Origin of the sequence: Nocardia suismassiliense, assembly GCF_900269665.1 — a bacterium.
GTDB classification, from domain to species: domain Bacteria; phylum Actinomycetota; class Actinomycetes; order Mycobacteriales; family Mycobacteriaceae; genus Nocardia; species Nocardia suismassiliense.
Map to the genome: position 1 here is coordinate 5,401,712 of NZ_LT985361.1, position 26,344 is coordinate 5,428,055.

General features: G+C 67.0%; 21 protein-coding genes. 10 read left to right on the forward strand and 11 right to left on the reverse strand.

The features are described from left to right. Nucleotides 1–6 precede the first annotated feature (6 nt). The 5 genes from DBO33_RS23995 (at nt 7) to DBO33_RS24015 (ending at nt 8,133) form a co-directional block, all read left to right on the forward strand. The gene (locus tag DBO33_RS23995; RefSeq protein WP_107657069.1) at nt 7–1,311 is read left to right on the forward strand and encodes a glutamine synthetase family protein; all 1,305 of its coding nucleotides are present in this window, start codon (nt 7–9) and stop codon (nt 1,309–1,311) included. 52 nt (nt 1,312–1,363) lie between these two features. Beyond that, nucleotides 1,364–3,352: an asparagine synthase (glutamine-hydrolyzing) gene (gene asnB, locus DBO33_RS24000; protein ID WP_159080453.1), complete on the forward strand. Its 1,989-nt coding sequence runs from the start codon at nt 1,364–1,366 to the stop codon at nt 3,350–3,352. A gap of 63 nt (nt 3,353–3,415) precedes the next feature. Continuing rightward, entirely contained in the window at nt 3,416–4,813 is a 1,398-nt protein-coding gene (locus DBO33_RS24005) for a pyridoxal phosphate-dependent decarboxylase family protein (RefSeq protein WP_107657071.1), read from the forward strand. A 290-nt stretch (nt 4,814–5,103) separates the two neighbouring features. Then, a complete protein-coding gene (locus DBO33_RS24010) occupies nt 5,104–7,209 on the forward strand; it encodes an AMP-binding protein (RefSeq protein ID WP_107660540.1) in 2,106 nt (701 codons plus the stop codon). Nucleotides 7,210–7,254: 45 nt separating this feature from the next. Beyond that, nucleotides 7,255–8,133: a GNAT family N-acetyltransferase gene (locus tag DBO33_RS24015; RefSeq protein WP_107657072.1), complete on the forward strand. Its 879-nt coding sequence runs from the start codon at nt 7,255–7,257 to the stop codon at nt 8,131–8,133. Between the two features lie 15 nt (nt 8,134–8,148). Here DBO33_RS24015 and DBO33_RS24020 read toward each other — a convergent pair whose 3' ends face one another. The 7 genes from DBO33_RS24020 to DBO33_RS24050 are packed head-to-tail and all read right to left on the reverse strand — an operon-like array spanning nt 8,149 to nt 16,346. Continuing rightward, nucleotides 8,149–9,390, reverse strand: coding sequence for an ATP-grasp domain-containing protein (locus DBO33_RS24020; protein WP_107657073.1), 1,242 nt, complete (start codon nt 9,388–9,390; stop codon nt 8,149–8,151). Nucleotides 9,391–9,410: 20 nt separating this feature from the next. After that, nucleotides 9,411–10,658 carry a methylaspartate mutase gene (locus tag DBO33_RS24025; RefSeq protein ID WP_107657074.1) on the reverse strand — a complete coding sequence of 416 codons (1,248 nt, stop codon included), beginning with the start codon at nt 10,656–10,658 and terminating at the stop codon, nt 9,411–9,413. Between the two features lies 1 nt (nt 10,659). Then, nucleotides 10,660–12,147, reverse strand: coding sequence for a hypothetical protein (locus tag DBO33_RS24030; protein WP_107657075.1), 1,488 nt, complete (start codon nt 12,145–12,147; stop codon nt 10,660–10,662). Further along, the gene (locus DBO33_RS24035; protein ID WP_107660541.1) at nt 12,144–13,382 is read right to left on the reverse strand and encodes an ATP-grasp domain-containing protein; all 1,239 of its coding nucleotides are present in this window, start codon (nt 13,380–13,382) and stop codon (nt 12,144–12,146) included. Before DBO33_RS24035 ends, DBO33_RS24030 begins: the two co-directional genes overlap by 4 nt. Beyond that, nucleotides 13,382–13,870, reverse strand: a complete 489-nt coding sequence (locus DBO33_RS24040; protein ID WP_107657076.1) for a cobalamin B12-binding domain-containing protein — start codon at nt 13,868–13,870, stop codon at nt 13,382–13,384. Before DBO33_RS24040 ends, DBO33_RS24035 begins: the two co-directional genes overlap by 1 nt. After that, nucleotides 13,867–15,240 carry an MFS transporter gene (locus tag DBO33_RS24045; protein WP_199856736.1) on the reverse strand — a complete coding sequence of 458 codons (1,374 nt, stop codon included), beginning with the start codon at nt 15,238–15,240 and terminating at the stop codon, nt 13,867–13,869. The genes DBO33_RS24040 and DBO33_RS24045 overlap by 4 nt, the downstream gene beginning before the upstream one ends. Further along, the gene (locus tag DBO33_RS24050) at nt 15,237–16,346 is read right to left on the reverse strand and encodes an LLM class flavin-dependent oxidoreductase (protein WP_107657077.1); all 1,110 of its coding nucleotides are present in this window, start codon (nt 16,344–16,346) and stop codon (nt 15,237–15,239) included. Before DBO33_RS24050 ends, DBO33_RS24045 begins: the two co-directional genes overlap by 4 nt. A 563-nt stretch (nt 16,347–16,909) precedes the next feature. Between DBO33_RS24050 and DBO33_RS24055 the strand changes: the two genes are divergently transcribed. Genes DBO33_RS24055 through DBO33_RS24065 form a run of 3 tightly spaced genes read left to right on the forward strand, consistent with a single transcriptional unit; the run spans nt 16,910 to nt 20,087 of the window. Further along, complete coding sequence (locus DBO33_RS24055) at nt 16,910–17,902, forward strand: asparagine synthetase A (RefSeq protein WP_107657078.1); 993 nt, start codon at nt 16,910–16,912, stop codon at nt 17,900–17,902. Then, nucleotides 17,899–19,170: a glutamate synthase-related protein gene (locus DBO33_RS24060; protein WP_107657079.1), complete on the forward strand. Its 1,272-nt coding sequence runs from the start codon at nt 17,899–17,901 to the stop codon at nt 19,168–19,170. Before DBO33_RS24055 ends, DBO33_RS24060 begins: the two co-directional genes overlap by 4 nt. Further along, nucleotides 19,167–20,087, forward strand: a complete 921-nt coding sequence (locus tag DBO33_RS24065) for a ketopantoate reductase family protein (protein ID WP_107657080.1) — start codon at nt 19,167–19,169, stop codon at nt 20,085–20,087. Before DBO33_RS24060 ends, DBO33_RS24065 begins: the two co-directional genes overlap by 4 nt. 59 nt (nt 20,088–20,146) lie before the next feature. On the opposite strand, the gene DBO33_RS24070 is transcribed toward DBO33_RS24065, so the two are convergent. Both DBO33_RS24070 and DBO33_RS24075 read right to left on the reverse strand, forming a co-directional pair. Continuing rightward, nucleotides 20,147–20,746, reverse strand: a complete 600-nt coding sequence (locus tag DBO33_RS24070; protein ID WP_107657081.1) for an ABC transporter permease — start codon at nt 20,744–20,746, stop codon at nt 20,147–20,149. Nucleotides 20,747–20,792: 46 nt separating this feature from the next. Further along, nucleotides 20,793–21,848, reverse strand: coding sequence for a medium chain dehydrogenase/reductase family protein (locus DBO33_RS24075; protein WP_107660543.1), 1,056 nt, complete (start codon nt 21,846–21,848; stop codon nt 20,793–20,795). Between the two features lie 108 nt (nt 21,849–21,956). On the opposite strand from DBO33_RS24075, the gene DBO33_RS24080 reads away from it, so the two are divergent. Beyond that, complete coding sequence (locus tag DBO33_RS24080) at nt 21,957–22,598, forward strand: TetR/AcrR family transcriptional regulator (protein ID WP_107657082.1); 642 nt, start codon at nt 21,957–21,959, stop codon at nt 22,596–22,598. Here the strand turns inward: DBO33_RS24080 and DBO33_RS24085 are convergent. Further along, complete coding sequence (locus DBO33_RS24085) at nt 22,585–23,100, reverse strand: hypothetical protein (protein ID WP_107657083.1); 516 nt, start codon at nt 23,098–23,100, stop codon at nt 22,585–22,587. The two genes, DBO33_RS24080 and DBO33_RS24085, sit on opposite strands and share 14 nt — an antisense overlap. Nucleotides 23,101–23,466: 366 nt before the next feature. Further along, nucleotides 23,467–24,651 carry a protein-arginine deiminase domain-containing protein gene (locus DBO33_RS24090; protein WP_159080454.1) on the reverse strand — a complete coding sequence of 395 codons (1,185 nt, stop codon included), beginning with the start codon at nt 24,649–24,651 and terminating at the stop codon, nt 23,467–23,469. 760 nt (nt 24,652–25,411) lie between these two features. On the opposite strand from DBO33_RS24090, the gene DBO33_RS24095 reads away from it, so the two are divergent. Further along, nucleotides 25,412–26,305, forward strand: a complete 894-nt coding sequence (locus DBO33_RS24095) for a LysR family transcriptional regulator (protein WP_107657085.1) — start codon at nt 25,412–25,414, stop codon at nt 26,303–26,305. Nucleotides 26,306–26,344: the final 39 nt, after the last annotated feature.

The window sequence follows — 26,344 nt, forward strand, 5'->3', positions numbered from 1 at the left end:
ATCGATATGGAAGCGGTAGAGCAATTCCTGAAAGAGCATTCGATCACGATGGTCGAGCTCGCCACGCCGGATATGGCAGGCGCTATCCGCGGGAAAAGGATCCCGGTCGAAACGTTTTTGACGAGTGGGCTTTCGGGTGGGGTCGGTTTGTCCTCGGCGGTATTGGCCTGGGATTACCAGATGGAGGTCATCGAGACCGATGACTACAGCTGGTCCAATGGTTATCCCGATATCTTCCTGCGCCCCGATGTGGCGACGCTGCGACTCGTGCCATGGAAGCAGCGGACCGCCCTGGTCTTCTGTGACGTCGTCGACGGGTCCGGCAAGCTCGCCACGGTAGCGCCGCGCGACGTACTGCGCCGTGCGACAGCCGAGTTGGTGCAAGCCGGTCTCTCGCCCTACATCGCGATGGAGAGCGAGTTCTACGCACTCGACGCGGAGACGCTGCGCCCCAGGGGCGACCGCAATCCGGTCTACAGTTTGCACGACCATCATTACCTGGAGCCGTTCCTCGACGACGTCTGCCAGACGCTGCTCAGCGCCGAGGTCGAGGTCGAGGCGTGCGGGGCCGAGTACGCGCCGGGTCAGGTCGAGATCAACCTCACCCCCTCCGACCCGCTCACCGCGGCCGACGGGCTGCTCTTCTTCCGTTATGCCGTGAAGCAACTGGCGCCCCGGCACGGATTCCGGGCGACCTTCATGGCCAAGCCGTTCGGCGACCTCTCCGGCAGCGGCCTGCACATCCATCAGAGCATGTGGCGCAAGGAAAAAGACAATGCGTTCTGGGACGCGGGCACGCTGAGCAGCATCGGCCACAATTACGTGGCCGGGCTCCTGAAGTACGCCGCCGAGCTACAGCTCGTGTCCGTGCCGACGCCCAATGGCTACAAACGCGTCGCCGATCATTCGTTCGCGCCGACGAATCTCTCCTGGGGCGTGGACAACAGGTGCGCCGCGGTGCGCGTCCTGGTCCGCGACGCCGGCGGCACCCGGGTGGAGACGCGCATCGCCGCCGCCGACGCCAACCCCTACCTGCTCGCGGCCGCCCAGCTCACCGCGGGCTTGGCCGGCGTCACCGAAGACCTGAAACCGCCACCGCCCGCCGCGAATTCCTATGTCTCGGAAGAGTATCCGCCGCTGCCGACAAATATCTGGGCGGCCGCGAACCTGTTCGGCGAGAGCGAGTTCGCCCGGCGCGCACTCGGCGCGGCAACAGTGGAGAACCTGTGCCGGGTGGCGCGCAGCGAGGCGGCGGCGGGGCAGCGCGAAGTGACCGATGGGGAGCGCGGCCGGTATCTGGATTCGGTGTAGTCGGCGATGCTCCGTAATTCTCGAGGAAACAGGAGATAGACCCGTGTGTGGTGTGGTCGGATTCATTGACAGCGGATTACGCAAAGACCAGCGACTGGATCTGGTACGGCGGGGCATTCGGGCGATCGCCCATCGCGGCCCGGACGAAGTGGGCCTGTACGACTGTTCCGCCTTCACCCTCGGCACGGTCCGCCTCTCGGTGATCGACCCGAGGCTCGGCCAGCAGCCCATGGTGACCCCGGACAATCGTTACATCGCCGGCTTCAACGGCGAGGTGTTCAACTACATCGAGCTGCGCAGCGAGCTGGAGCGCAACGGCGTGCGCTTCAAGACGAACTCCGACACCGAGGTGCTACTGCATTCGCTCGCCTACTGGGGACTGGATGCGCTGTCGCGCATGAACGGCCAGTTCGGTTTCGTCTTCTACGACAAGTGGGAGGACGTGCTGATCCTCGGCCGCGACCGCTTCGGCGAGCGCCCGATGTTCTACACCGAGCAGGACGGCACCTTCTATTTCGCGTCCGAGATCAAAGGACTGTTCGCCTTCCCCCGGGTGCCGCGCGAGCTCGCCCCGGACAAGGTGCGGCGCGCCATGCGGTATTGGAGCCCGGTCCCCGGCGAGACGTGCTTCACGGGCATCGACGCGATCCCGCCGGGGCACATATTGACCGTGCGCGACGGGCAGGCCGAGCTGTCGAAGTATTACCACGGCATCGCCCGACAGAGCACCGTCTCGCCGCCGAAGTCGTTCGAGGAAGCGAAGATCGGACTGCGGGAGGTCATTCGAGAGTCCATCCGGCTGCGCCTGCGCACGGACTACTCACTGGGCACCTATATCAGCGGCGGCATCGATTCGGCGGTCGTCTCCTCGGTGATGAACGAGCTGATCGACGAGCCGCTCACCACATTCTCCATCGATGCCGCGGACAGTCCGGTGAACGAGTGGCCGTACCAGCGGGCCATGGTGGACCGGTTGGGTAGCAAGCACACTCGCATTCCGGTTTCGCGGGCACAGGTCCGCGAACGATTCCCGCATGTCGTCCGGCAGTGTGAACAGCCGCTGCATTTCACGGCTCCGGTGGCCTACGGCGTGCTGGCCGAGCAAGTCGGGTTGGCCGGTGTGCGAGTCATTCTCGGCGGCGAAGGCTCCGACGAGCTCTTCGCCGGTTACGACATCGCCAAAGAGGCGCGCATCATCGAAGCCTGTCTCGGCCGGGGGTCCTTCGCCGGTGCGGCCGACGAACTGGCGCCCGCGCTGAACGACGTGCTGTACAGCGACGGCAAGAGCGCCGACGCGATCATCCGGTTCTACACGGATCGAGCGAACCGCGATTTCACCCTCGGACCGCATCTGCGTCGCTTCGAATCCGAGCCCGTCGACGAGCTCATCGATGCGGCGGGTGGCGTCCAGGACGATCACGCGGTACTGCTGCGCCGGTTCCGCGCCGACTTCCCGGACTTCGAGCAGCGATCCGCCGTCGATCGATCGATGCTCGTCGACATGCACACCTTCCTGATCGGCTACGGGATGACCTGCCTGGGCGACCGGGCCGGAACGGGTTTCGGCGTCGAAGGCCGATACCCCTTCATGGATTCCAACGTGGTCGAATACGCGGCCGCCCTGCCGGTCGAGTGGAAGTTGAACGGAGTGCGGGAGAAGCACATTCTGCGCGAGGCGTATGCCGACCGCCTGCCACCCGAGATCGTCGATCGACCGAAGTTCGGCATGCGGCTGCCCGGTGCCGAGGCGCTGCTGCCGGACGGTGACGACTGGGTGGCGGCGATCTTGACACCGTCCGCCATCCGCCGCGTCGGTTTCCTCGTGCCCGCCGCGGTGGACCGGCTCGTGGACCGGGTGACGAAGGCCGAGACACCGCGCGTGCCTTATCCCTTCGGTGACGCGTACGTGCACCTGCTCAGTGTGCTGCTGATGGAGGAGTTCCTGATCCACGACTTCCAGGTGCCCGAGGTCGATATCGACCGAATCATGATGCGCAACATCGACGGCGACCACGACCCGGTGGGTACGGCCGCGCGCTGATCGACGCGCGCTCGCCGAGGTGGGCCAGGCGAGCTTCCCGAGTTAGTCCAGAGAGGATCCATCATGTCTCATGTCGATTTGGTCGACGATGTGCGAGAAGTAGGGACGGCGGTCCTCGAAACCCTTGCCGCCCATATCGAAACGGCCCGGACCGGCGCGGGCGAGGTCGTGTCCTCGGCCGATATCGATACGGTCGCCAAGCGGCTGGAGCTGCGCCGGTGGATCGAGGAAGGGGGGATGACGCTGCCCGAGTTGCTGTCGTTCGTCACCACCTACAGCGACATCTCGGCCGGCCATCATCACCCCGGGTACATGGCGCATCAGATCGCGCCGTCGGATACTCCCGGGGTGGTCGCCGATCTGCTCCAGGCGATGACCAACAACATTCCCCTGGTATACGAGCTCGCTCCGGCCGCCGCGGCGGTGGACCGGGCGGTGTGCCGGTGGATGCTGGACAACGTCGGCTGGGGCGCGACCGGCCTCGGGGCGATGACCAATGGCGGCACCCTGGGCAATCTGACCGCCTTGCTCGCCGCTCGTTCGCATGCCGACGCCACGGCGTGGCGGGACGGAAACCCTGGCGATCTCGTCATTTTCGCCCCGGCGACCAGTCACTACTCCGTGCGCAAGGCAGCCGCCGTCATGGGGCTGGGCGAACGCGGGGTCTACCCGTTGCGCACCGACGCCCTGGGCCGCATCGATCCGGCGGAGCTCGAACCCGCGCTCGCCGAAGTGCGCGCCCAAGGAAAGCGGCCGGTCGCCGTGGTGGCCAACGGCTGCGCCACCGGGACGGGCCTGTACGACCCGATCGCCGAGGTGGCGCAGTTCTGCGAGGACAACGGCCTGTGGTTCCACGTGGACGGCGCGCACGGCGCCGCCGCGCTGATCTCGCCGCGCCACCGCGGCCTGCTGGCCGGCATCGAGCGGGCCGACTCCACGGTGTGGGACGGGCACAAGATGCTGCGGACCTCGGCGCTGTGCACGGGCGTGTTGTTCCGCGAAAAGCGTTATCTCGACACCATGTTCAAGCAGGACGCGAGTTATCTCTATCGCCCCGAGGCCGAAGACGTGGACCCGGGGCAGTACACCTTCGAAACCTCCAAGGCGCCACTCGGTCTCAAGATCTTGCTGACGCTGGCCTATCGCGGTGAAGCTTCCTTGCGTTCTTATGTCGAACGGCAATACGGCCTCGCCACCGATCTGTGGGAGCTCATCCAGGAGCGGGCCGACTTCACCGCGCCGTATCAGCCGCAGAGCAATATCCTCTGCTTCCGGTACGAGCCGTGGGGCGACCGGCAGCTCGAATTGCGGTCCCGGCTCATCCAAGACGGCCGGTTCTATCTCTCGTCGTTCGCGCTGGGTGGCCGTCCCTACCTGCGCGCCGCGCTCATGTCGCCGACGACCGACCGGCAGACGTTGAACGACCTGCTGGAGGTGATCGTCAAGGTCGCCGAGGCGTGATTCCCGGCGCGTACCTGCGACCGGTCACCAAGTGCGCATGATGATCCAGGTCGACCGACGCACCGGCCGGGAACCGTTGCGCGTTGGGCGAGTTCACATCAAGGCCGACTCCGGATGGGTGCGGCGCACAATGTAGCGGTAAATGGTGGGCAACATCGCCATCGCGTCCCATACTGGGGTCGATTGCAGGTTGCCGGTTCGCTGACGCATCGGCCGCACGGGTGACCGGCGAATCGAGGGGCACCCGCCGGCCCCGAGTTGTTCGAACCGGCCGACGAGAAGTGCGTGAGTTGGTAACCGACGTCATCGATGTGAGCGCCGACTTCGCGGTCGCCCGGAAAGCGCTGTGGGATCTGCTACTCGAACCGCAGACCTACCCACGGTTGTTCGCGGGCATCGGCGCCTGTGAGCTGGTGGAGACCGGACCGGACAGCCGGATCGCGCAGCTGCGCATCGGCACCGCCGAGTCCGGCATCCGCACGCATGAGCTGCGGCTGACCGTGTGGCGCTGGTACGAGAGCTTCGAGTTGCAGTGCCCGGGGACGGGCAGCTTCGTATCGGTGAAGCTGCAGGGTGACCAGGAGCGCACCAAGGTCGTCGTCACCGTGTTCGCGCCGGGCCGGTGGCATCCACACATCGCCGAGCAGTCCAACGCGGCCGTGGTGGCGTGGGTGAAGAGCGGGCTGCGGCGGGCGGTCGATGTCATCCGCGGCGCACGGACCTCGACGGTGATCAATGCCGAGAATGCCCCGCTGCGCAGGCAGGTCAGCGTGGCCAAACAGATGGTCACCGTCGGTGTCGGGCGCACCACGAACCTCGCGATCGGCGTGAAACAGGCTCGCTCCCTGGCGAAATGGGGCTTCAACCTGGCCGGTGGTTACGCGGCGGCCGCGGCCTACGATCCGGATCGCATCGCCCTGATCGACGGATCCGGCACCCGCACCTTCGCCGAGATGCACGCTCGCACAAGCGCACTGGCCGGTGCGATGGCCCGGCTCGACCTCGGCTTCGGCGATACGGTGGGGCTGCTCTCGCGCAACCATGCCGGCATGGTCGAATGCATGGTCGCCGCAGGCAAACTCGGCGTCGACGTGGCGCTGTTGAATGTCGGGCTGTCCGGTCGGCAGATCGAGGACATCGTGCAGCGGCACCGGATCGCCGCGCTGTTCGTCGACGGCGACCTCGAGCAGCTGGTCTGCTACCTGCACACCGACCTGCCGCGCTTCAACATCGACGGCCACCCGCCGGTGCCGCACCGGACCACCATCGAGGATCTGATCGCGCAGGGCGAGCGGAACTTTCATCGCCCGACCCGGCCGGGCCGGTTGATCGTGCTGACCTCCGGCACCAGCGGCACGCCGAAGGGCGCGCGCCGCCCCGAACCCAAAGGCTTCGGCACCATCGCCGCGCTGCTGTCGCGGATTCCGCTGCCCATGGAAGAGCCGATGCTCATCCCCGCTCCGCTGTTCCACACCTGGGGGCTGGCCGGACTCCAGATCAGTACGCCACTGCGCGCGACAGTGGTGCTGCCGGAGCGATTCGACGCCGAAGAATGTCTGCGGCTCGTCGCCGAACACCGGGTCGCCAGCATGATCGTCGTGCCGACCATGGTGAACCGCATCCTCGATCTGCCCACCGCGGTGCGGGCCCGCTACGACACGTCGAGCCTGCGCGCCGTCGTCAGCTGCGGCGCCCCGCTGGCCGGTGCGACGGTGCTGCGTTTCATGGACGTCTACGGTGAAATCCTCTACAACGTCTACGGTTCCACCGAAGTCTCCTGGGCCACCATCGCCACCCCCGACGACCTGCGGACCGCGCCGACCACCGCGGGCAAGCCGCCACTGGGCACCCGAGTCGCCGTGCTCGGCCCCGATCAACGCCCGGTACCGATCGGCGTCACCGGAAACATCTACGTCGGCAACCACATGCTGTTCGACGGTTACGTCAGCTCGGCTCCGCCCGCCGAATCCGACGGCATGCTCGACACCGGCGACCTCGGCTATCTCGACGTCGCCGGACGACTGTTCATCGCGGGCCGCGACGACGAAATGATCATCTCCGGCGGCGAGAACGTCTTCCCCCGCCCCGTAGAAGAGGCCCTCGCCCATCTCCCCCAGGTCAGCGAGGTCGCCGTAGTCGGCGTCCCCGACCAGGAATTCGGCCAGCGCCTCGCCGCCTTCGTCGTGAAACGCGAAGACTCCGGCCTGGATTCGGACATGATCCGCTCCTACATCCGCCACCGCCTCAGCCGCTTCTCCGTCCCCCGCGACGTCACCTTCCTCGCCTCCCTCCCCCGCGGTGAAACCGGCAAGATCATCAAACAACTGCTCACCGGCCCCCACTCCGGCGAAGCCCCACTGCCCTCCCCACTCGGCGGCCCGCACGTAATCACCTGAGCCGCTGCACCGAGTCCCGCGCTCGATGCTCAGTAGCGTGACGGGATGGATTCCGTGGAGATCAGGGTGATGGGGACCGAGGACCTGGCGAAGGCAGAACGGGCGTCGGATGTGACGTTCCTGGACGGTGATCGGCGCATTCGGCGGGTCAGCGAGCCGGAGCCGGAACCTCGGTCGGAAACAGCGGCCAAGCAGTGGATCGATCGGATGCGATATTTCCTGACGGTGGATCCGGCGGGTTGCTTGGTCGCGATGGATGGTGACGAGGTGGTCGGCTTCGCGATTTCCCAAAATCGTGACCAGCTCTGGTTTCTCGCGACGTATGGCGTGCTGCCGGACCGGCAAGGCCAAGGGATCGGCAAGCAGCTGATGGACGCCGTGCTCGCGCACGCGGGCGACCGGCCCGGGATGTTCTCCGCCACCGTGCATCCCGGTGCGACCAGACGGTACCGGCTCGCCGGGTTCATGCTGCATCCGCAGATGCGCATGGTCGGGACGGTTGATCGTGCCACGCTTCCGGCGGTGACCGGGCTGCGCGACGGAGGGGTCGAGGACTTCGACTGGATGAACCGGTTGGACCGGCAGCTCCGTGGCGCCGGGCACGGGCCCGATCACCATTACCTGCTCGGCGCCAACCGTCTTGTCGTCTCCCACACGGGAGGCGAGTCGGGTTACGCCTACATCGATGACCGCGGCCGAGCCGTCCTGCTGGCCGCGGCGAACCCGGAAATCGCACAGCAGCTGCTGTGGGAAGCCTTCGCCTCGGCGCGCGGTGACACTCTGGTCAATTGCATCACCACCGCCAACCACTGGGCGATCGACGTCGGATTGGCGGCCCGGCTCGATATCGGCCAGGAGGGCTACCTCGCGCTGCGCGGCATGCCCGAGCCTGCACCGTACCTGGCCAACGGCCGCTTCCTCTGAGGGACCGGTCCGGGACTACAGCAGATCGTGTTCGAGCTGGCGGAGTTTCAGGTAGGAGCGGTCGATCTCGGCGGGGTCTTGATGGACGAGGAAGACGACGCCTGGGGAGGAGTTGAGGTCGACGGTGGGTCTGGTGGGGGCTTGGTCGGCGATGCGGAAGCGGATGCTTTCGATGGCGGGGAGTTGTTCGAGTTCGGCTCGGAGGGGCTGGGCGGGGAGTGGGAGTTCGCGGTGGGCAATGAGATTGACGCAGCGAGCGTGTTCGTGGCGGGTGTAGACGGGGGGTTGGGCAGCCAGGGCTCGGCCTTCGCCGAGGTAGCAGTCCATGGTCAGGCCCACCTGGTTCACCCCGGTGCAGCGGTCCAGGGCGGGTGGGTTGGCCAGGCCGGAGATGCGGGCACCGGTTTCCAACAGCACCGGGCCTGCGGCGGTGTAGATGAGTTCGGTGTGGGCGGGGCCGTTCGCGATGCCCAGTGCGTCGAGGACACCGGAGACGTAGTCGAGGATCTCGGTGCAGCGGGGGTCGGTCGGCGACAGGAGGTCTTCGTAGTCGTAGATCCTGCGGTTGTCGCGCACGGTCACCTTGTGGCTGATCCACGCGTCGGTGAACCAGTGCTTGCCGTCGCGGCTGACCGAGTTGACGATGTACTCGTCGCCGACGAGGTATTCCTGTGCCAGCACAGCGGCATTGGTGCGCAGCATCAGGTTGGTCTTGCCGATGATGGCGTGCACGGCGGCGCGGATCTCCGCCTCGGAGTCGCTGATGAACACGTCGTCGGAGCCGGCGCTGTCGAGCGGTTTCACCACGGTGCGGCCGAGGCCGGCCTTGCGCCGCCAGTCCAGCAGCGCCGCCGCGTCGGTGCCGCGCCGCTGCCGTGCGGTGCGCAGACCCGCGGCGGCCACCGCCTCCACCATGTGGAACTTGTCGCGCCGCACATACGACAGCGCCGGATCATTGCCGCGCAACGCCAGTTTCGCCGCGATCTCGTCGGCCACCTCGACGCCGAACTCGCTGGCCGCGATCACCGCGACCGGTGCCAGTTCGGCCAGTCGGTGCAGCACGTCGTCGGCCTGGTCGGCGTAGGAGAGGTCCGCGTCGAACAACTCGGCGGGCAGGCTCGCGGCGAAGGTCGCGGACAGGTTGGCGCGGGACCGGACGTGGATCAGCCGGTAGTGCTGCCGCGCCTGGCGGGCCAGCAGCGCTCCGGTGGAGAACGCGTCCACCAGCACGACGGTGGGCGAATCAGCTTCGGACATCGAAGATCCCCTCGGGGTAGTCACGGGACCAGCCTGCTGTCATAGCTGTTCGCGACATGGTCGAGCATCCCGTAGAGCTGGTCGGATCCGAGCCGGGCGAGATCGTCGCGACCGGCGGTGGCGGGCAATGGAAGCCGGCCCAGCGACCCCCAGCGCAGCGCGCCCTGTTCGTCGATGACGCAGGTGGTGGCACCGAGGTTGTCGGTGTGCAGGCAGAAGGGCACGTCGAGCAGGCCGGTGGCGAACGCCTTCAGCAACGCCTGCCCTACGTCGGCGTCGAGGTCGAGCACCGCGTCGATGAGGATGCGCGCCTCGTCGTGCACCTCGGTGAAATACTCCGCCTCGGCCGGGGACGCCGGGTCGAGCGGCCCGGCGGCCTCCTCCGCCGCGATGCGCAGCGCCGCAACGTTTTCGGCGACGGAGGGAATCTGCCAGGCCTCGGACACCGTTTTCACGATCATCCGTTCGCAGCCGGTCGCCATGGCCAGGCGCGCACTGTCGCGGATGAGCCGCGTCGCGCCGTCGGCGGTCCTCGGGAAAAGTCCCATGTACGTGTAGAAGACGACGTGCCAGGTCACGTCGCCGAGGTAGGCGGCGGCGAGGGTCCGCAAGGCGCGCAGCGCGCCGCGATCCTGTTCGGCCAGCGTGCCCTGCGCGTAACTGAGCGACATGTAACGCAGACCGTGCTGGCGGAAGAAACACCCTTCCAGCACGGCCAGCGCCACCAGCAGGGACGGCGGGCACAGCTGGCCGAGCATGCATCCGCCGAAACTCTCGATGTGACCGAACTCGGTCTCCCCCGCGAGAAATCGCGTGCTCTCCGACCAGGCTTCGACCGCGTCGCGCAGCGGCAACCTGCTATAGGGCAGGCAGTACGAGACCGGACCGCCTTCGGTCGCGTCCAGACCGACCTCGACCAATCGCTGAAAGACGCGCAACGGCAGTGCGGTGCCGTGGCGCGCCTGCACCGGAAAGGTCGGCCCGTACAAGCCGTTGAGCACTTTCTTGGTGTCCTCGACGGAATGGGAGACCAGCGGGTACCCGTTCAACTCCTCACCGACGGCGAGGCGTTCCAGCGGTGTCCGGTAATCGCCGACGCGGGTGTAACTGTCGAGCGTGATGGTGCCGATCACCGGAAAGTCCAGGTGCGCAACGCGCGCGAGACCGGCCCGCATCGCCGCGAGGCTGCCGAAACCCATGCGGGGCTGGACGACCAGTTGCCCCGCATCGGCTCGGTCCGCTACAAAACTGTCGAAAAACCCTGCCACGTCACCGACCCGAGATCAGTTCGAGCGTGGGCAGTCCCGACTGCGCGTCGACGGTGTGCACCTGAGATTTGTGCGGGTCACCGGCGCGCACCCTGGCCATCACGGTGTCCCCGGCCGCGAAGTCGACCAGCGAGCTGCGATAGAGCGTGCGCAGGTGCGTGATGGACAGCCCGGACACCTCCGCCAGCCAGGCGGCGGCGTGGTCGCTACCGTCTTCGGCGAGCAGCGCGGCGTGCAAGGCCGGGATCTCGTCGCGCCACTCGGGGTGGCAGCGTTCGATGAATTGCGGCAGCCGCGCGCCCTTGTCGGTGAACGGCGAGAACACCATCGCGACCAACGCGTCCTCGTTCAACCCGAAGGCATTCTCCGCGTACGCCCTTGCCACCGCGCGCCGTTCGGCGATCTTCTCCGGCGAGTCGTAGCGGGCCAGGGCTAGATCGATAAGCCGGTCCGGCATTTCCTTTCTGCGCATCATCGTCTCGGCGAACTCCAGGTACTCCGTGATGCCCGCCGCGTAGCTGCGCCCCTCCACGTACTCGACGCGCAGTCCGCGCAAATGTGCCATCAGTGTCGGATTGGCGCAGTCGGATTCGGTGAAGCTGAAGGCCAGGTCGTCGAAGCGGAAGCCGAGGAAATCGACGATCAGATCCCAGTGGTCGTGCACCCGGTAGCTGACCAGGTCGTAGATGGAGACGAAGGTGGGCTGCACCGACCGGTCCCCCACCGCGACCTCGCGTTCGGCGGGCTCGTGCCGGTCGTCGCCGAACAACTCGCGGAAGTAGGCGTCGCCCACGCCGCGCAGCGCGGCGAGCAGATCCTGGAACGTCATGCCCTTGCGCTGCACATCGATGCCGATGCCCTTGGCCAGCCGCAGAATCCACGCGGCGTAGAGGGCCTGTTCCCGGCGGGAGTCGCCGGTCATGATCGCGTCGACGCCGCCACGCCACCAGGCGGCGCGCCCGTAGAAATCAGCGACCGCAAGATTGCAGCTGTTGCAGAAAGTGGGGCGGCCGTCGCCCGCGGAGCGGTGCCCGTTCATCAGCACGTCGAGCCGGTTGATGGCCACCAACTTCTCCGGCAGCGGCAGATCGACTCGGAAACGGCGAATCTCGGTGTGGTCGATGGTCAGTAGCTCGGCTCGCTCGTCGTCCAGCAGGCCCAGCGCCGAATACACCCGATCGATGTTCTCCATCACCGCGCCGACCACACCGGCATGGCGCATGTTCGCGACCCGCATCAGGAAGGTGCTGCCGTGCGCGAGTTGCAGCCGTAATTGCACAGCACGCACGAACGCGACGACGTAGGTGCTGTCCTTGCCGCCGCCGTAGGCGACCATGACCTTGTAGTCGGCGAGTTTCTGGCGACCGCCCGCGGCTTCGATCAACTTGTCGCCGACGGCCGCCACCCCTAGTCGCTCCTCCTCGGTGAGGAAGCCGATCAGCTGCTCGTAGCGTGCCCGGTCGTCGTTGGCATCATGTGCACTGTTCACAGCGATTCCGCCTCGAAGTCGAAGTTCTCGATGATCTTTCGGATGCCGGCCTCGACGACGTGCTCATCCTCGTGCAGCAGAATGAAACGCCCACGGTGCAGCGCGTCGTACGCACCGCCCGGCGCCAGCACCTGCCCGGGCTCGGGCAGCAGCTCCCGCCAGACGATCGGCACCTGGTCGCGCATGGAGGCGACCCGCAGCACCCGTTCGGCCTGCGCGGCGGACTTGGGCATGATCAGCCAGCCGCCGGAGGAGTCGATGAGGTCGGGCACCGGCGGGACCGGCCCGCCGGACAGCACCCGCAGGAACATCTCGTACAGGTTGACGCCGAAGACCCGGTAGATCAGGTGCGGGACCTCGGCACCGCCCACTCGGCCGCCGATCTCCAGGAACACCGGATCGCCGGCCGGGGTGATGAACACCTCGAGGTGAAAAGGCAAGCGGCGCAACCCGAGTGCCGTGACGATCTGCTGCGAGAACTCCTCGATCAGCGTCCGCCGCGGCGAGGGGCTCATCAATACCGAGCCGAGCGGCGCACCGTGTGTGAAGGACAGGCAGTCGTTGATGTAGCGAGAGGTCGCCTGGAACGTGATGCGGGAGTCGTCATCGACGAAGCCGTCCACGTGGTAGATCTGGCCCGCAATGAACTGCTCGATCTCGTAGTCACCGAGATCGACGGTGGCCAGTGCGGCGTCCAGCTCCGCGGCGTTGTCCACCCGGCGCACCCCGATACTGGCGGCCGCGGCAACCGGCTTGAGGATCAGCGGATAACCGCAGGACGCCGCGAACGCGCGCACCTGCTCGGCACTCACGCAGGAATCGAAGCGCGGCACCCGGATTCCCGCCTCGTCCAGCACCTGCTTCATCCGGACTTTGTCGCGGTAGACGGCGACCTCCGTGCGGGTCGGTCCGGGAATGCCGAGGTCCTCGCGGACCTTGGCCGCGATCTCCAGGGTGAACTCCGACAGCGCGATCAGCTCGTCCACCGGTCCGACCCGCTCGGTGATCTCCAGCACGGCCGCACCGAGGGCCACGACGTCGTTGACGTCCTCGACCTGCACCTGGCAGGCGATCTTCGCCGGATCGGCGAGCACGCCCGCGGCCCCGGGACCGTCCACCACGTAACTCACCTGGTTGGTGTCGTGGTCGATGAACTCCTCGTAGCGGGTGAGCTCGTTGTCCCAGCGGGTCCCGTCGAAGAAACGTGGCCACCGATTGACGATGACGATATGCATCAGGACACCTTTCGGGTCGCGGAGTTCGCGCTGTCCCACGGCGTGATCAGCGCGGGGTCCGCGCGCCAGGCCGAAAACCCTTGGGCGAGACCGAAACGCAGGAAACCGCGGAAGCGCGCGATGGCGTCGTCGCCGAGGAATACGTCGGTGTAGCCCAGGTCGAGCAGTTCGCGGCGGACGCGGTCGTCGTCGGAGACCGCGGTGGTCAGTTTGCCGCCGATGGCGCACGGCACCTCGAGTCCGCGCTCGCGCAGACCGGACAGCAGCACCTGCGCGCCGTGGAAACCGTGGCCGTTGACGCTGGATACGACCAGCAGGTCGGGCCGGTCCGCGCGGATGGCGTCCGCCACGCTCTCGACCGGCGTACACGGCCCGAGGTTGTGCACCGAGGCACCGTTCTCCTCGAGCAGCTTCTGCAGGTACACCAGATTCCAGAGATGGGAATCGGACTCCACGGTGCTCAGCACGCACCGGAAACGAACGTTCATGTCACGACCTCAACGTTAGCGTTCTCGCGGGCCAGCAAGGCTTTTCGGAAACTGGCCATCGTCAACGGCAGGAGAACCGCGCCGATCAGGCAGAGCATGATGCCCAGCCACAGCGCGAGTCGTTGCGGGCCGATGGTGGCACCCAGACCACCGATCAGCAGGCCCGCGATCGGATAGGACAACAGGTTGAGCAGATAGAACGGCCCCATCACCTTGCCGAGATGCTCGATCGGGATCACCTTCACCCGCTGGGTGCGGTTGTAGATGTTGTAGAGCGCGTCGCCGACGAGCATCGCGACAAAGGCTGGGGCGTAGACCCAATACGACGGTGCGAGAGCGGCTATCAGGAATGCGGCACACATCAGCCAGAATCCCGTCACCCCGATGGGCCCGACACCGACGCGACGGAGCAGCGCGGGCATCAGCAGGAGGTTCAGCAGCCCGGTGACCCCGACGGCCGCGTTCAGCAGACCGTAGGCGGAGTCGGGTGCCTTGAAAACGTCGGTGACCAGGGCTGCGTTCGAGACGATCAGCACGCCGACCACCAGGTTGATGGTGAAGTTGAGGATGCCGAGCAGCAGGACCGGGCGGATCTGCACCATGAGCCGCCATCCGGTGGCCAACTCCGCGAGCACTTCCCGGGCCACCCACCCGACGGCGGCGCGCACTTCCGGCCGCGGCAGTGGCAGCCAGGTCAACGCGCTGATGCCGAACGCGGCCGCGGCGACCAGCAGTAACGGCAGCTTGCCGAGCAAGGCGGCGCCCACGATCGCGAGCGCGGGCCCGAGCGCCATGGCGAGCAACTCCATGTTCTGCACCAGCGACTGCACCGTGGCGATCTGGGAGTCCCGGGCCAGCTGCGGCACCATCCGCTCGATCGACATCCGAATGGGCGCGACACACACCGACAGGCAGGCGCCACCGGTCATCAAGGCGGGCACCAGCCAGCCGGGCCGGACGAGGCAGACCAGCACGACGGCGACCAGGATCAGTGCGCGCATCGTCGCGACGCGGGTGAACAGCCGGGCGCCGCCGTCCCGGTCGGCGAGCATGCCTGCGAACGGGTAGGCGATGAGGGCGGGCAGCCACTCGAGCGCGAACGCGAAGCCGAGGGTGGAGACCTGCTTGGTGTCGTGAAAGATCAACAGCGGCACCGCGAACAGCACCACTTGTTCGGCGACCAGTCCGAGCAGCACGCCGGTGGCGAACAGCACGCTGAGTTTGTTCAGCCCGTCGTCTCCGCCGACCGCCTTCCCACTGGGCGCACCCACCCCGTCGGCCCCGCCTACTACCTTCCGGCGGCGCTTACCCACCCCGTCGGCTCCGCCGCCTGCCGTCCCCGAGCGCCGAGCCACCGCCCGTTGCCTCATCCCAGCCGTCTCTCGCGTTCACGGATGAGGGGCAGGACATGGGTGTAGAAGATGCGCATCTCGTCGCGGGTCGGCCAACCAGAGAAGATGAACTCGCTGATTCCGGCCGCCTTGTACTGGTAGAGGTAGTCGGCCACCTCCTGGTAGCTGCCGACCACGCACAGCGCGGGCCCGCCGCGGTACGGCACGAAACCGGAGTAGATCATCGGCGACAGCCAGTCGTCGGCGGCCTGTTCGGCAAGGCGGAAGGAGGTTTTCACGGCCTCGGAGTCGGACGCGGCGACCACCTGCGCGACCCATTCGCGATGCTTTTCGTCGGGGTTCTCTTGCATGGCGGCGAGATCGGCGAGCGCCTGCGCGCGAGTTTCCCTGGCCAGCACGTGCATTCGGGTGCCGACCCGGGTGCCTTTGTCGAGGACCGGTCGCGCCGCGGCGCCCATGCCCTCGGGCGTATCGCCGTAGCGCAGCCAGCAGTCGCCGTACATGGCGGCGGTCTCCTGTGCGATCTCCGACGCGCCGCTCAGGTAGATCTCGGGCCGGCCGCCACCCTTGTAGCCCAGGCCGAGCGCGGCCTCTTTGATCACGTAGTGGTCGCCCTCGTAGGACAGCGGCTTCTCGCCGCCCCAGAACCGGTGGCAGATATCGAGGAATTCCTGAGTGCGGGCGTACCGGCCGTCGTGGGCGACGAAATCGCCGTAGCCCGCCTGCTCGGCCGGCGAGATGCCCGCGACCAGGTTGAGTGCGATGCGCCCGTCGGACATCCACGAGATCGTGTTGACGACCTGGGTGAACAAGGTCGGCGACAACAGGCCGGGCCGGTACGCCAGGATGAAGGTGACGTTCTCGGTCTCCCGGACCAGCGCGCCGATCATCGGCAGCGGGTCGGGCATGTAGTCGGCGATGCCCATCAGCAAGGAGTCGACGCCGAGCGCGTCGGCCTCCTGGCAGAAGTCCACCATCCCGTCGAAGTCGAGTTCGCCGACTCGATACTTCTCCGTGGCCTTCTGCTGACCACTGTCCAGCGGCGCGCACCAGTGGAACCTCAGCTCGCCGGGCTCGACTCGCGAATGAGACAGCGGGGCGAAGTTCGTACGGTCGTAGTTCATTATCTCGGGATTCACTTCCAGTTATCGCGACGGAGACAGTAGAAGATTCTCAGCATCAATGGAAAGTCGCACCCCGTCCAACTCCCCCTGCCCTGTTAAGGCAAAGTTACATCGACTTCCCGCCGCTGTCAAAGGGGTATAAGCTGCCTGCACCGCGCCGTTAACACCATTTTTCGGCAACCCCTATAGGGGGCCTCGAACAGGGCTGCTAAACGATCTTCACAACCGGAATACCCCCCATTCGGGGGGTGGACGACGTCGCCGGAACGAGGGAGAATAGGGCCGCTACCAGTGCGTTAGCAGTACAGTTCGACAGGTTAGGGGGGTTCGACGAAGGCCGTCAAGCAATAGTTTCCCACCAGTTACCGCGTATTCGCGTCGATCACGCGAGAACAGTTAACGTGGATAGATACGTTAGTCGATAGTAGACCAATTGCATACGAGGAATCGTCGAATATCGGGCACCGCAATCGGCTTGTCCAGGTATTTCCGTTGGCGAATATCCGCGCCTCGGAATTCGACCACCCTCGCACGACTATTGAACGGATCGAACTTTGCCTGAAGTGACTGAACCGACCGGATCCGCGCCCCCACTACCGCGTGCGCATCTCACGTCGAAACGAACCGTCGCGGCATTGACGGTGCAGGCCCGATTCCTGTCCGCCGCGCGCGAATTTCTGACCGCAGAGGGATTCACCGAGCTGCTGCCGCCCATCATCGGTCCGGTGACCGACCCGGGGGCGCGCGGCGCGAAACAGGTCGACATCGACTACTACGGCCACCGCTACAAGCTGATGACCAGCGGCATCCTCTACAAGCAGGCCTCGCTGCTCGCCTTCGACAAGATCTTCCACGTGGCGCCCAATGTGCGGCTCGAGCCGCTGGAGACCGCGGTGACGCATCGGCACCTCGCGGAGTTCCATCAGCTCGATGTGGAAATCGCGAACGGCTCGCGCGAAGACGCCATGGACGTGGCCGAGCGGCTGACGAAATACGCCGTGGACCACGTCCTGAGCAACGCCCAGCGCGAGCTGGAGATCCTGGACCGCGACCTCGAACAGTTGAAGCAGGTGCTCGCGGGCCCCTACGACCGCAAGCGCCACTCGGCGACGGTCGCGGAGCTGCGCGCGCTCGGCCACGACCAGCGCGAGCACACCGAAATCGACTGGCAGGGTGAGGAAATCATCTCCGCGGCCGCCACCCGCCCGTTCTTCATCACGGACTACCCGAAGGGTTCGCGCGGCTTCTACGACAGCGAGAACCCCGACGAGCCGGGCACGCTGCGTAACTTCGACCTGATCTTTCCGGGCGGCTTCGGCGAGATGATGAGCGGCAGCGCCCGCGAATCGGACTACCGCACCCTGCTGACCCGCATGCGGGAGACCGGTGAGAATCCGGCCAAATACGAGTGGTACCTCACTCTGGCCCGCGACGGCCTTTCGCCCAGTGCGGGTTTCGGCCTCGGCGTCGAGCGGTTCACCCGGTTCCTCGGCGGCTTGGACGCGGTCTGGCAGGCCAGCGCCTACCCCAAGATTCCGGGGGAGCTCCGGCCATGAGTGTGTTGTCGGCTCCCGGATTCCCCGAGCACGAGGTGCGGGCGCGGGCGCGCACGGCAGCGGGTTCGGTGTTCCCCGACAACGCGCAGTACGGCTCGACCCTGTTCGGGCAGGGGCAACCGGCAGCCGCAACGGACTCCCTGGACGCGATCGACCACGCCCGGCTGGTCCCGCCGGTGTTCGTGCCGCTGCGCGCGGAGATGATGTTCGAGCTGGGCCGGGAGCCGCTGGCCGGTGACGTCGATCTGAGCACCACCATCGGCGGTCTGCGATCGACCCTGCCGGTGTACGTTTCGGCGTTCGGGTCCACCGCTGTGGCCGACGGCGATCTCGGTGTCGCGGTGGCCGGGCAAGCCGGCGCCGCGGGCGTGCCGATGGTGATCGGCGAGAACATCGTGCCGGTGTCCGGCTACGGGCGGATGGCGGACGAGGAACAGAGCTCGCTGCTGCGTCGGCTCACGGAATACACCAAGATGGCGGCCGAGGACACCGGCGGGGTGATCGTTCAGCAGAGCACCGAAGATGCCGACGCCGAGGTGTGGAACCTGGTGTACAGCGATCCGGCGAGCGAACAACTGCTGACGAGCGGTCGCCTGGCCTTCGAATTGAAGGTGGGCCAAGGTGCCAAGCCTGGTCTCGGCGGCATGACCCTGCTCCCGCCGGATCGGGCCGCACACCTGTCGGCGCAGTACGACATTCTCGATATCTACGACGGCGCGGCGGCACCGATGCTGCGCTCGGCCACGCCCGGCACCTTCACCCCGGAGATCCTGCGCCAGCAGATTCGGTTGATGCGCAACAACTATCCGCGCTGCCGCATCTGGGTGAAACTGCCGCCGGCCCGGGATGTGGGCGACGCGGCCGAGGTCGCCTGGGCGGCGGGCGCCGATGCGGTGACCGTCGACGGCGCGGAGGCGGGCACCGGCTGGGCGCCGCACGGCTTCCTCGAGCACGTCGGACTGCCCTTGGCCGAATGTTTACGCCGGGTCGCCGACCGCGACCGGCAAGGAAACAGCCTGCTGGTGTCCGGAAGGTGCTGGGAGGGAACCAGAGTCGTCAAGTGCCTGGCTCTGGGCGCCTCCGCCGTCGGACTCGGCCGGGCCGCGCTGGTGGCCGCCGACGAGAATGCCGATCATGGACTGACGAACCTGTTGGTCGCGTTCGAGCTGGAGCTCCGGCTCCTGATCAGCGCGCTCGGCAAGTACCGGATCGCGGATCTGGCCGCCGAGGACATCTGGTTCCCCGCTACCAACGAAAGGACGCGATGAATACAGGGCGACCGTGGCGTGTGGCAGTACTCGGCCCGGGCGGAGTCGGAGGCCTGGTGGGCGCGTTGCTGGCCCGGGCCGGGCATCAGGTGACGTTCCTCGGCGGCGAAGAGACCGTGCGGGCCGTACGGGAGCACGGAATACAGGTGCGCAGTGGGATGTTCGGTGATTTCACCGTGCAGGCCGCAGCGGACACCGAGTTACGCGAGCCGGTCGACGTGTGCCTGGTGACGGTCAAGCAGAACGTCCTCGGCGCGGCTCTCGACCGGGTGTCCCCTGCCGCGCTCGGCGACGGCCTGGTGGTACCGCTGCTCAACGGGATCGAGCATCCGGCGGCGCTGCGTGCGCGGTATCGCCCGGAGTTGGTGGTGCCCGGCGTGATTCGGGTGGCGTCGACGCGGGTCGCGCCGGGGATCGTCGAGCACGGCAGCCCGTTCGTCGAGATCGATCTGGCGAGTACGACTACGTCAGCCGAGCGGCTCGACGAGTTGGTCGCGGTGCTCGACGCCGCGGGTGTGCGCGCGACGACACGCGACGACGAAGCCGCCATGTTGTGGGGGAAGCTGTTCTTCCTCGCACCGTTCGCCCTGATGACCACGCATCACAAGTGTCCCGTCGGCGAGATGCGGACCGTGCATCGCGCGGAGCTGATCGACCTGGTCGCGGAGGTCGCGGCACTCAGCCGCGCGGCCGGCGTGCCCGCCGATGTCGATGCGGCCCTGCGGTTCTACGACGGCTTTCCGCCGGAAGCCAAGTCGTCGATGCAACGCGATGCCGAGGCCGGACGGCCGCTCGAGCTCGATGCGATCGGCGGGGCGCTGTTGCGTATCGCCGAGCAGCACTCGGTGGCGATGCCGCTGACCGAGCGGCTGGTCGCTGACTTGGCCCGGCTGAGCGAGGGATCGGCTTCGGCCTGACCGGGTGACTACAGGGCTCAACCCCCGGACACATGTGCCGGGGGTTGGGCTTGTGGAGATCAGAGCAGGCCGCGACGGCGAAACTCGAGGACGGTGGCCACCGCATAGCCGCCGCCACCGGCGACCGCGAGGATCCCGAAGAAGCCGGGGACGCTGAAAAACAGTGCGGCGGTGGAGATCAGCGCGAGCCAGCCGCCGAGGCCGTAGTGCAGCACGTTGCGGCGCGCGGCGCCCTCGCCGAGGTAGAGCAGGCCGACGACGAGCCCGGAACCGGCGGGCCAGAGCAAGGTTTGCAGTTCGGGCACGGCCAGCGTGGACGAGAGGCCGGTGATGGCCAGGATCAGCGCCCCGAAACCGACGCCCCAGGACAGGCCGAGCAGTTTTCCGCCGAGCACCTCGGCTTTGCCGGCACCGCGCTGGGCGTGCAGCGCGGCGCGGGTGGCGCACACGGTGCCGATCAGGAAACCGAGACCCAGCAGCGTCATCGGCAACCACCCGGGCAGGGCGACCAGTGGGCTGTCGCCGCGGGAGAGCGCGGCGGCACCGTGGCCGAGGATGTAGGCGAGTCCGAAGCTGATGTAGGTGGCGCGGTTGTCGACGTCACCGGTGCGGGTGACGGCGGGGATGGTGGGCATCGAGGTGGCGACATAGGTAGTCATGACTGAGCCTTCGAGTATCGGTGCGGACGAAATGGAGAAGTGGGATTCAGGAGTGGCGGGTATCCGGCACGATGACGACCTTGCCCGCGACGGTGCGTGACTCGGCCAGCGCCAAGGCCGAACTTGCTTCGGAGAGTGGGAATTCCGCAGCGATCTGCGGGGTCAGCACACCGTCGGCGAGCAGCCGCAGCACCTGGGTGAGGTCTTCGCGCAGTCGGCTACGGAAGGCGTCGCGGCGCCGCTGGCCCGCCCACAGGTTGTAGAAGCGCGCGCTCTTGCCGTTGGGCAGCAGGTTCCACATCAGCAACCGCGGGAACAACTTCAGCACCGGCAGCTGCGAATTGCCGTCCACGTCCTTCGTCGACGCGGTGCCGTAGGAGACCAGCGTGCCGCCGCGGCGCAGCAGCCGCCACGACTCGACCACCCCCGCACCGCCGACATGGTCGAACACCGCGTCGACGCCGCCGGGCGCGAGTTCCCTTATCCGGCGGTACATTTCGGGATCGTGGTAGTCGACCGGGCGCACGCCCTGCTCGAGCAGGGCCGCGTGATGCCGTGGCGAGGCCGTGCCGATCACCGTGATCCCGGCATGGCGAGCCAGCTGCACCAGGGTGGAGCCGACGCCGCCGTTGGCGCCGAGCACGACAATCGTTGCGCCGGAACGCACTTCGGCCGACCGGTGCAGCAGCTGCCAGGCCGTGAGGCCGTTCACCACCACGGTCTCGGCGGCGGCCGGGGTCACGCCGTCCGGCACCGCCACCAGATCCGCGGCATCGACCAGCAGCGCGCTGGCCCAGGCGCCGACCTTGGTGACCGCGGCGAACCGGCGCCCGATCAGCGCGGTGTCCACGCCGGGCCCGGTCGCGGTGACGGTGCCGACCACGTCGTAACCGGGCACGAAGGGGAACGGCGGCTGGTCGAAGTACTTGCCGCGGCGCATCTGCTGCTCGGCGAAGGAGACACCAGTCGCCTCCATGCCGAGCACGACCTGACCGGCGCCGGGTGCGGCGAGGCCGCGACGGGTGACCTGCAAGCCGTCGGGCTCGACCTTGCCCGGCAGGACGACCGCGGTGACGGTAGTGGTGACGGTGCTGTTTTCCATGAGGTGGTCCATTCCGGATCGGTTGAGCTAACGAGTGTAAGGCTACGACTGTAAGCCGATATTGCGCAAGAGGTAACAGCTGTAAGTTTTGTGATGTAATCTGACGGCATGGGAAAGAACGAGGTCGCGACCCCGGTCCGCACGCGCAACCCCCGCGGCGAGGGCGCTCGATTGCGCGACGAGATCGTGGCGGCCGCGGTCGCACTGCTCGACGAAACCGGTGAGGAAAGCGCCATCACCCTGCGTTCGGTCGCGCGTCGCGCGGGCATCGCCGCTCCCTCGATCTATCGCCACTTCCCCGATCAGGCGGCCATCATGCTGGCCGTGGTGCAGAACGCCTTCGCCGAGCTGGACGAGCGATTGCGCACCGCAAGGGACGCGGCGGGCAAGACCCCGCGCGAACGATTGCTGGCCGTCTGTTACGGCTACCTGGAGTTCGCGCGCGCCCGTCCGGGCCGATACCGCACCATGTTCGGCGGACTGTGGGTGCCCGATCTGGACAAGTCCTCGGTGACCGCAGCCGACGTGGCCACCCTCGGGCAGCCGAGCATGCAACTGCTGGCCGACGGCCTCGCGGAGTGCGTCACCGCGGGCGACGCCACCAGCGACGACCCAGCTGCGGACGCGGTAGCACTCTGGCTGGGTCTGCACGGGCTCGCCCACCAGCACGCCGCCGCACCCTCTTTTCCGTGGCCGGCCGATATCGCGGAACGGGTCGTCAACACGCTCGCGCACTTCACCGAGCGGTAGGTTCCGCCCGCCGAACAGGCCGGTAGTACGCGGCGAGCAGCCCGAGCCAGACCACCGTGAGGATGCTGGCGGGGTACAGGAACGGCCGGGGCAGGTAGTGACTGCCGAAGCTGTAAAGGGCGAGCCAGCTGCCGACGAGCACCCCGGCGACCCGGACCGCCTTCGATTCGGCGAGCAGCGACGCCGCGACCATCCAGACGCCGGCGAGAATATGACCGCCCAGCCGGATCGGCCAGGTGATGTCCTCGGGTACCTCATTGATCACCAGGACGCCGGTGACCACATCGATCACGATCCACCCGTAACCCGCTGCCCTGGCCCATTCCGGGACGGCCATCCGCGCGATGAGCACGAGAATCGCCAGATGGAACAGGATGCCGGGATACTCCGCCCACACCGCTCCCGGCGCGACCGCGAAGCTGACGAGCGGCGGCAGGAAGAATACGATCGGCAGCATCGCCGAGGTACGGAACGACACGAGTTCCCGGTCTGCGGTGAGCATTACGTCTCCAGGGGTGGTGCGGCCATGCGCTCGTCGCGGTGGCGGGGCGGGAATCGGCCCGCCGGTCTCGGGCCAGGTTCGAGGGATTGGTGCCTGGCGAGCGATAACCGAGACCGGCGGACCTGTGCGGTGATCGGCCGTGCCACCCGACAGCGACAACGGAGGGCAGTCCGTGCGGCTGATCACCGAGCTCTGACGTTAAGTGGCGGTGCGTATTCGGGCCTATCCCCCGGCGAGCTGTTCTTTCCGGCCGATCGGCTGGAGCCCGCGGGCTCATGACGGGTGGCCGGTTGGGATGGGTACGTACTGTCGTCTTGCCATGCACTCATCGTCACGGGGGCAGCGCAATGTTCGCGTCGGTAGTTTTCACCTAGTCGGCGGACTGCCTAGCTGTCGCATGACGTTGGTCCCGCAGTGGATCTCGCCACCGCCCAGGTGCAGCGCCTCCCACTCGTCGACGTAGTGCACCGAGATTCCGGCCGACCGGTACGCCTCGGTCACCGCGGCTTCGAACACGTCCCGTCCGTCGACGATCGGGCCCCACTGCCGCGCCGAGATGTAGTTCGTCGCGTTCATCAGGACGCCGTTGACCGCGCCCGGGTAGAAGCTCGTCAGCGCGTCCGGTGCTTCCGGTATGTCGCCGCCTTTGTAAAGACCTGGAATGCGCACGAACTCCTCGGGTTTCAGCCCGGCCTCCTGGTGCAGCCGCGCGACATTCGCTTCGATCTTCTGCGCCGCGCGTTCGTTGTCGGCGACGAATTTCTGGTCGGCCAGGATGTCGTCGATGGTCCGATCGGAGACGCCAGGGCGGGAGAACGCCGGCACGCTGCCATGCCCGGCTCGTTGCTGATCGCGCAGGACCTGGAGACCGCGCCGGGGATCGGTGACCGCGGGCCGCCACCCGCGACCGGACGCCGTCGGCAGGAATTGAACGAATTCGTCGACGTGCCCGACGATCAGCCACGAGGCGTCCAGAATCACCGGCGGCTGAATCTGCTGGGCGTTGAAGAACTTTTGCAGTTCCACACTTGTCGCGTTCGGGTTGTCCACGTTTCCGGTGCCGATGATTACCCGGCCTGCCGGAAACTCGCGTCCCGCGTGCGTGTGCGGCGGTATCGTCTCGACATTGCCGAATCCGTCCACGTGGTCGCTACCGACTCCGCCGAGTTGAATCGCTCCCACACCGGGGCCCCGCAGGTCGAAAACCGCACGGCCGCCTTCACGTTCGGGTTGCGGGGAACGAATCGCGATGCGCATCGAAATACTCTTACCGCCCCGGCCGGGCATCGACACATAGCCGAACTCCAGGAAGTCCTGACCCCAGGTATCGGTGGTATTCAGTCGGACCAGTGGCGCTTTGAGCCCACTCGCGCGGGCCGCCGAAGCCAATTCGCCGACGAATCGCTGGTGGCTTTCGTCGTCACCGCTCTCGGACACCAGCAGTGTCTCCACGCTCTGGTTGTGGTGATGCAGGACAACCGGCGCCACCCGAAGAGCGACCTCATCGGTGACCGTCCGGTCACCCCGCTGGACCGTAAAACGAACGGTCACAGACCCATCCCACACCGCCCGATCACGCACGACATCCCGCGAATCGATCCCGAGAGTCGCGCCGTGCCGCAGTTCGGATTCGGTCAGCGCGGCGCCCGGACCTAGCAGAACCCACTCCGCACGTTTCACAAATATCCGAATCTTGTCGGCTCCGACCCCCACCGCCGCCACCCGCCCGGTCGCCCCCTTCGCTCCCCGACCGAACGGCATGGTCACCATAGGCGCCAGATAATCAGGTGCGCGCGCCACATCATCGGCCGCATCGTGACAGCCCGCAAGCTCATCGTCGGAAACTTGACTACTACTCGACGGACACCGCCGCGCCACATCACCGATATTCGGCAACAGCACAGCGCCGTATTCCGCTGTCCACCGACCTTTCCCGTTCCGACCGCCGACATCGTTGCCGTCGACAACACCGTCCCGATTACTGTCGGCCCGAATATCCGCGACAAAACTGTCCGCCGCCGACACCGCGCACCCGCCTAGAACCAACGCTGAAACGCCCGCGAGCAGCCAGATCTTACGAACACGCTTTCTCGAAAAGGCCATATCCACGCCGATTTACGCTACGCACGACCCCGACCCGCCACCTCCCCCCGAAGGTCCGGAATGCACTGCCGACAGCCCGCCGATTACCGCCGACCGGCTGGCCGTTCCGGACCGACGTCGGCGCACGGTTCCAGGTCGCAACACATAACGCAAGGGCCGAATCGAGCATGCTACGTTGAGCCTCGCTCAACGATACGAGGGAAGACGCATGCTGGAACGCCTCGAGCTGGAGGCCTTCCTCACGCTCGCCGACGAACTACATTTCGGCAGGACCGCAGAACGCCTGCACGTGACCACGAGCCGGATCAGTCAGACGATCCGCAAGCTGGAACGGCGCATCGGCGCGCCGCTGTTCGAACGCAACAGCCGCACAGTGACTCTCACGCCCCTCGGCAAACAGCTGCGCGACGAACTGCGCCCGGCCTACGACCAGATATCAGCCAGCGTCACCGCGGCGAGCAAGGGCAACAGCGCCCAACGGGCCATCACGGTCGGGTTCTCCGCGCCGTGGTGCGGGAACCTGATCGTGCGGGCGACGGAGATGTTCCGCCTCCGCTACCCGGACACGGTGGTCGACATCGAGGAGATCCAGCTCACCGATCCGCTCGGCCGGATGCGTTCGGGCGCAGTCGATCTCCAGCTCACCGAGTTCCCGATCGCCGAGCCCGACATCAAGACCGGGCCGGTCGTGTTCGCCGAACCGCGCGCGCTCATGGTCCCCGAGGATCATCCGTTCGCGACGCGGAAATCGGTATCGATGGAGGACCTCGCCAACACCACGCTGGTCACCCTCGCCGACGAACTCGTCCCGAGCTACTGGATGGACCGCTACTTCCCGCGCCACACACCGCTGGGGCGCCCGATTCCGCAGGGACCGGCGACGAACTTCTGGCCCGAGGTGCTCGTGCACGTCAGCCAGGGGGTCGGCGTCAGCACCGTCTCGTTGCGCGCGGCCCAGTTCCACTCCCGGCCGGGCGTGGTCTTCGTCCCCTTCCACGACGCGGCGACGATCGACTACGGGCTGATGTGGCCGGTCGCGGGTAAGAATCCACTCGTGCACCCGTTCCTCGAGACCATCGCCGAGGCGGCCGTGCTGGGTTGACCGGCCTGGCGCAACAGCAGAGCCGCGACCGAGGTGTCG

What these genes read in the sequence shown, in the direction of transcription:
- DBO33_RS23995 (WP_107657069.1), top strand. Translation starts at nt 7, where the DNA reads ATGGAAGCGGTAGAGCAATTCCTGAAAGAGCATTCGATCACGATGGTC.
- DBO33_RS24005 (WP_107657071.1), top strand. Translation starts at nt 3,416, where the DNA reads ATGTCTCATGTCGATTTGGTCGACGATGTGCGAGAAGTAGGGACGGCG.
- DBO33_RS24015 (WP_107657072.1), top strand. Translation starts at nt 7,255, where the DNA reads ATGGATTCCGTGGAGATCAGGGTGATGGGGACCGAGGACCTGGCGAAG.
- DBO33_RS24020 (WP_107657073.1), bottom strand. Translation starts at nt 9,390, where the DNA reads ATGTCCGAAGCTGATTCGCCCACCGTCGTGCTGGTGGACGCGTTCTCC.
- DBO33_RS24035 (WP_107660541.1), bottom strand. Translation starts at nt 13,382, where the DNA reads ATGCATATCGTCATCGTCAATCGGTGGCCACGTTTCTTCGACGGGACC.
- DBO33_RS24040 (WP_107657076.1), bottom strand. Translation starts at nt 13,870, where the DNA reads ATGAACGTTCGTTTCCGGTGCGTGCTGAGCACCGTGGAGTCCGATTCC.
- DBO33_RS24045 (WP_199856736.1), bottom strand. Translation starts at nt 15,240, where the DNA reads ATGAGGCAACGGGCGGTGGCTCGGCGCTCGGGGACGGCAGGCGGCGGA.
- DBO33_RS24050 (WP_107657077.1), bottom strand. Translation starts at nt 16,346, where the DNA reads ATGAACTACGACCGTACGAACTTCGCCCCGCTGTCTCATTCGCGAGTC.
- DBO33_RS24060 (WP_107657079.1), top strand. Translation starts at nt 17,899, where the DNA reads ATGAGTGTGTTGTCGGCTCCCGGATTCCCCGAGCACGAGGTGCGGGCG.
- DBO33_RS24065 (WP_107657080.1), top strand. Translation starts at nt 19,167, where the DNA reads ATGAATACAGGGCGACCGTGGCGTGTGGCAGTACTCGGCCCGGGCGGA.
- DBO33_RS24070 (WP_107657081.1), bottom strand. Translation starts at nt 20,746, where the DNA reads ATGACTACCTATGTCGCCACCTCGATGCCCACCATCCCCGCCGTCACC.
- DBO33_RS24075 (WP_107660543.1), bottom strand. Translation starts at nt 21,848, where the DNA reads ATGGAAAACAGCACCGTCACCACTACCGTCACCGCGGTCGTCCTGCCG.
- DBO33_RS24080 (WP_107657082.1), top strand. Translation starts at nt 21,957, where the DNA reads ATGGGAAAGAACGAGGTCGCGACCCCGGTCCGCACGCGCAACCCCCGC.
- DBO33_RS24085 (WP_107657083.1), bottom strand. Translation starts at nt 23,100, where the DNA reads ATGCTCACCGCAGACCGGGAACTCGTGTCGTTCCGTACCTCGGCGATG.
- DBO33_RS24095 (WP_107657085.1), top strand. Translation starts at nt 25,412, where the DNA reads ATGCTGGAACGCCTCGAGCTGGAGGCCTTCCTCACGCTCGCCGACGAA.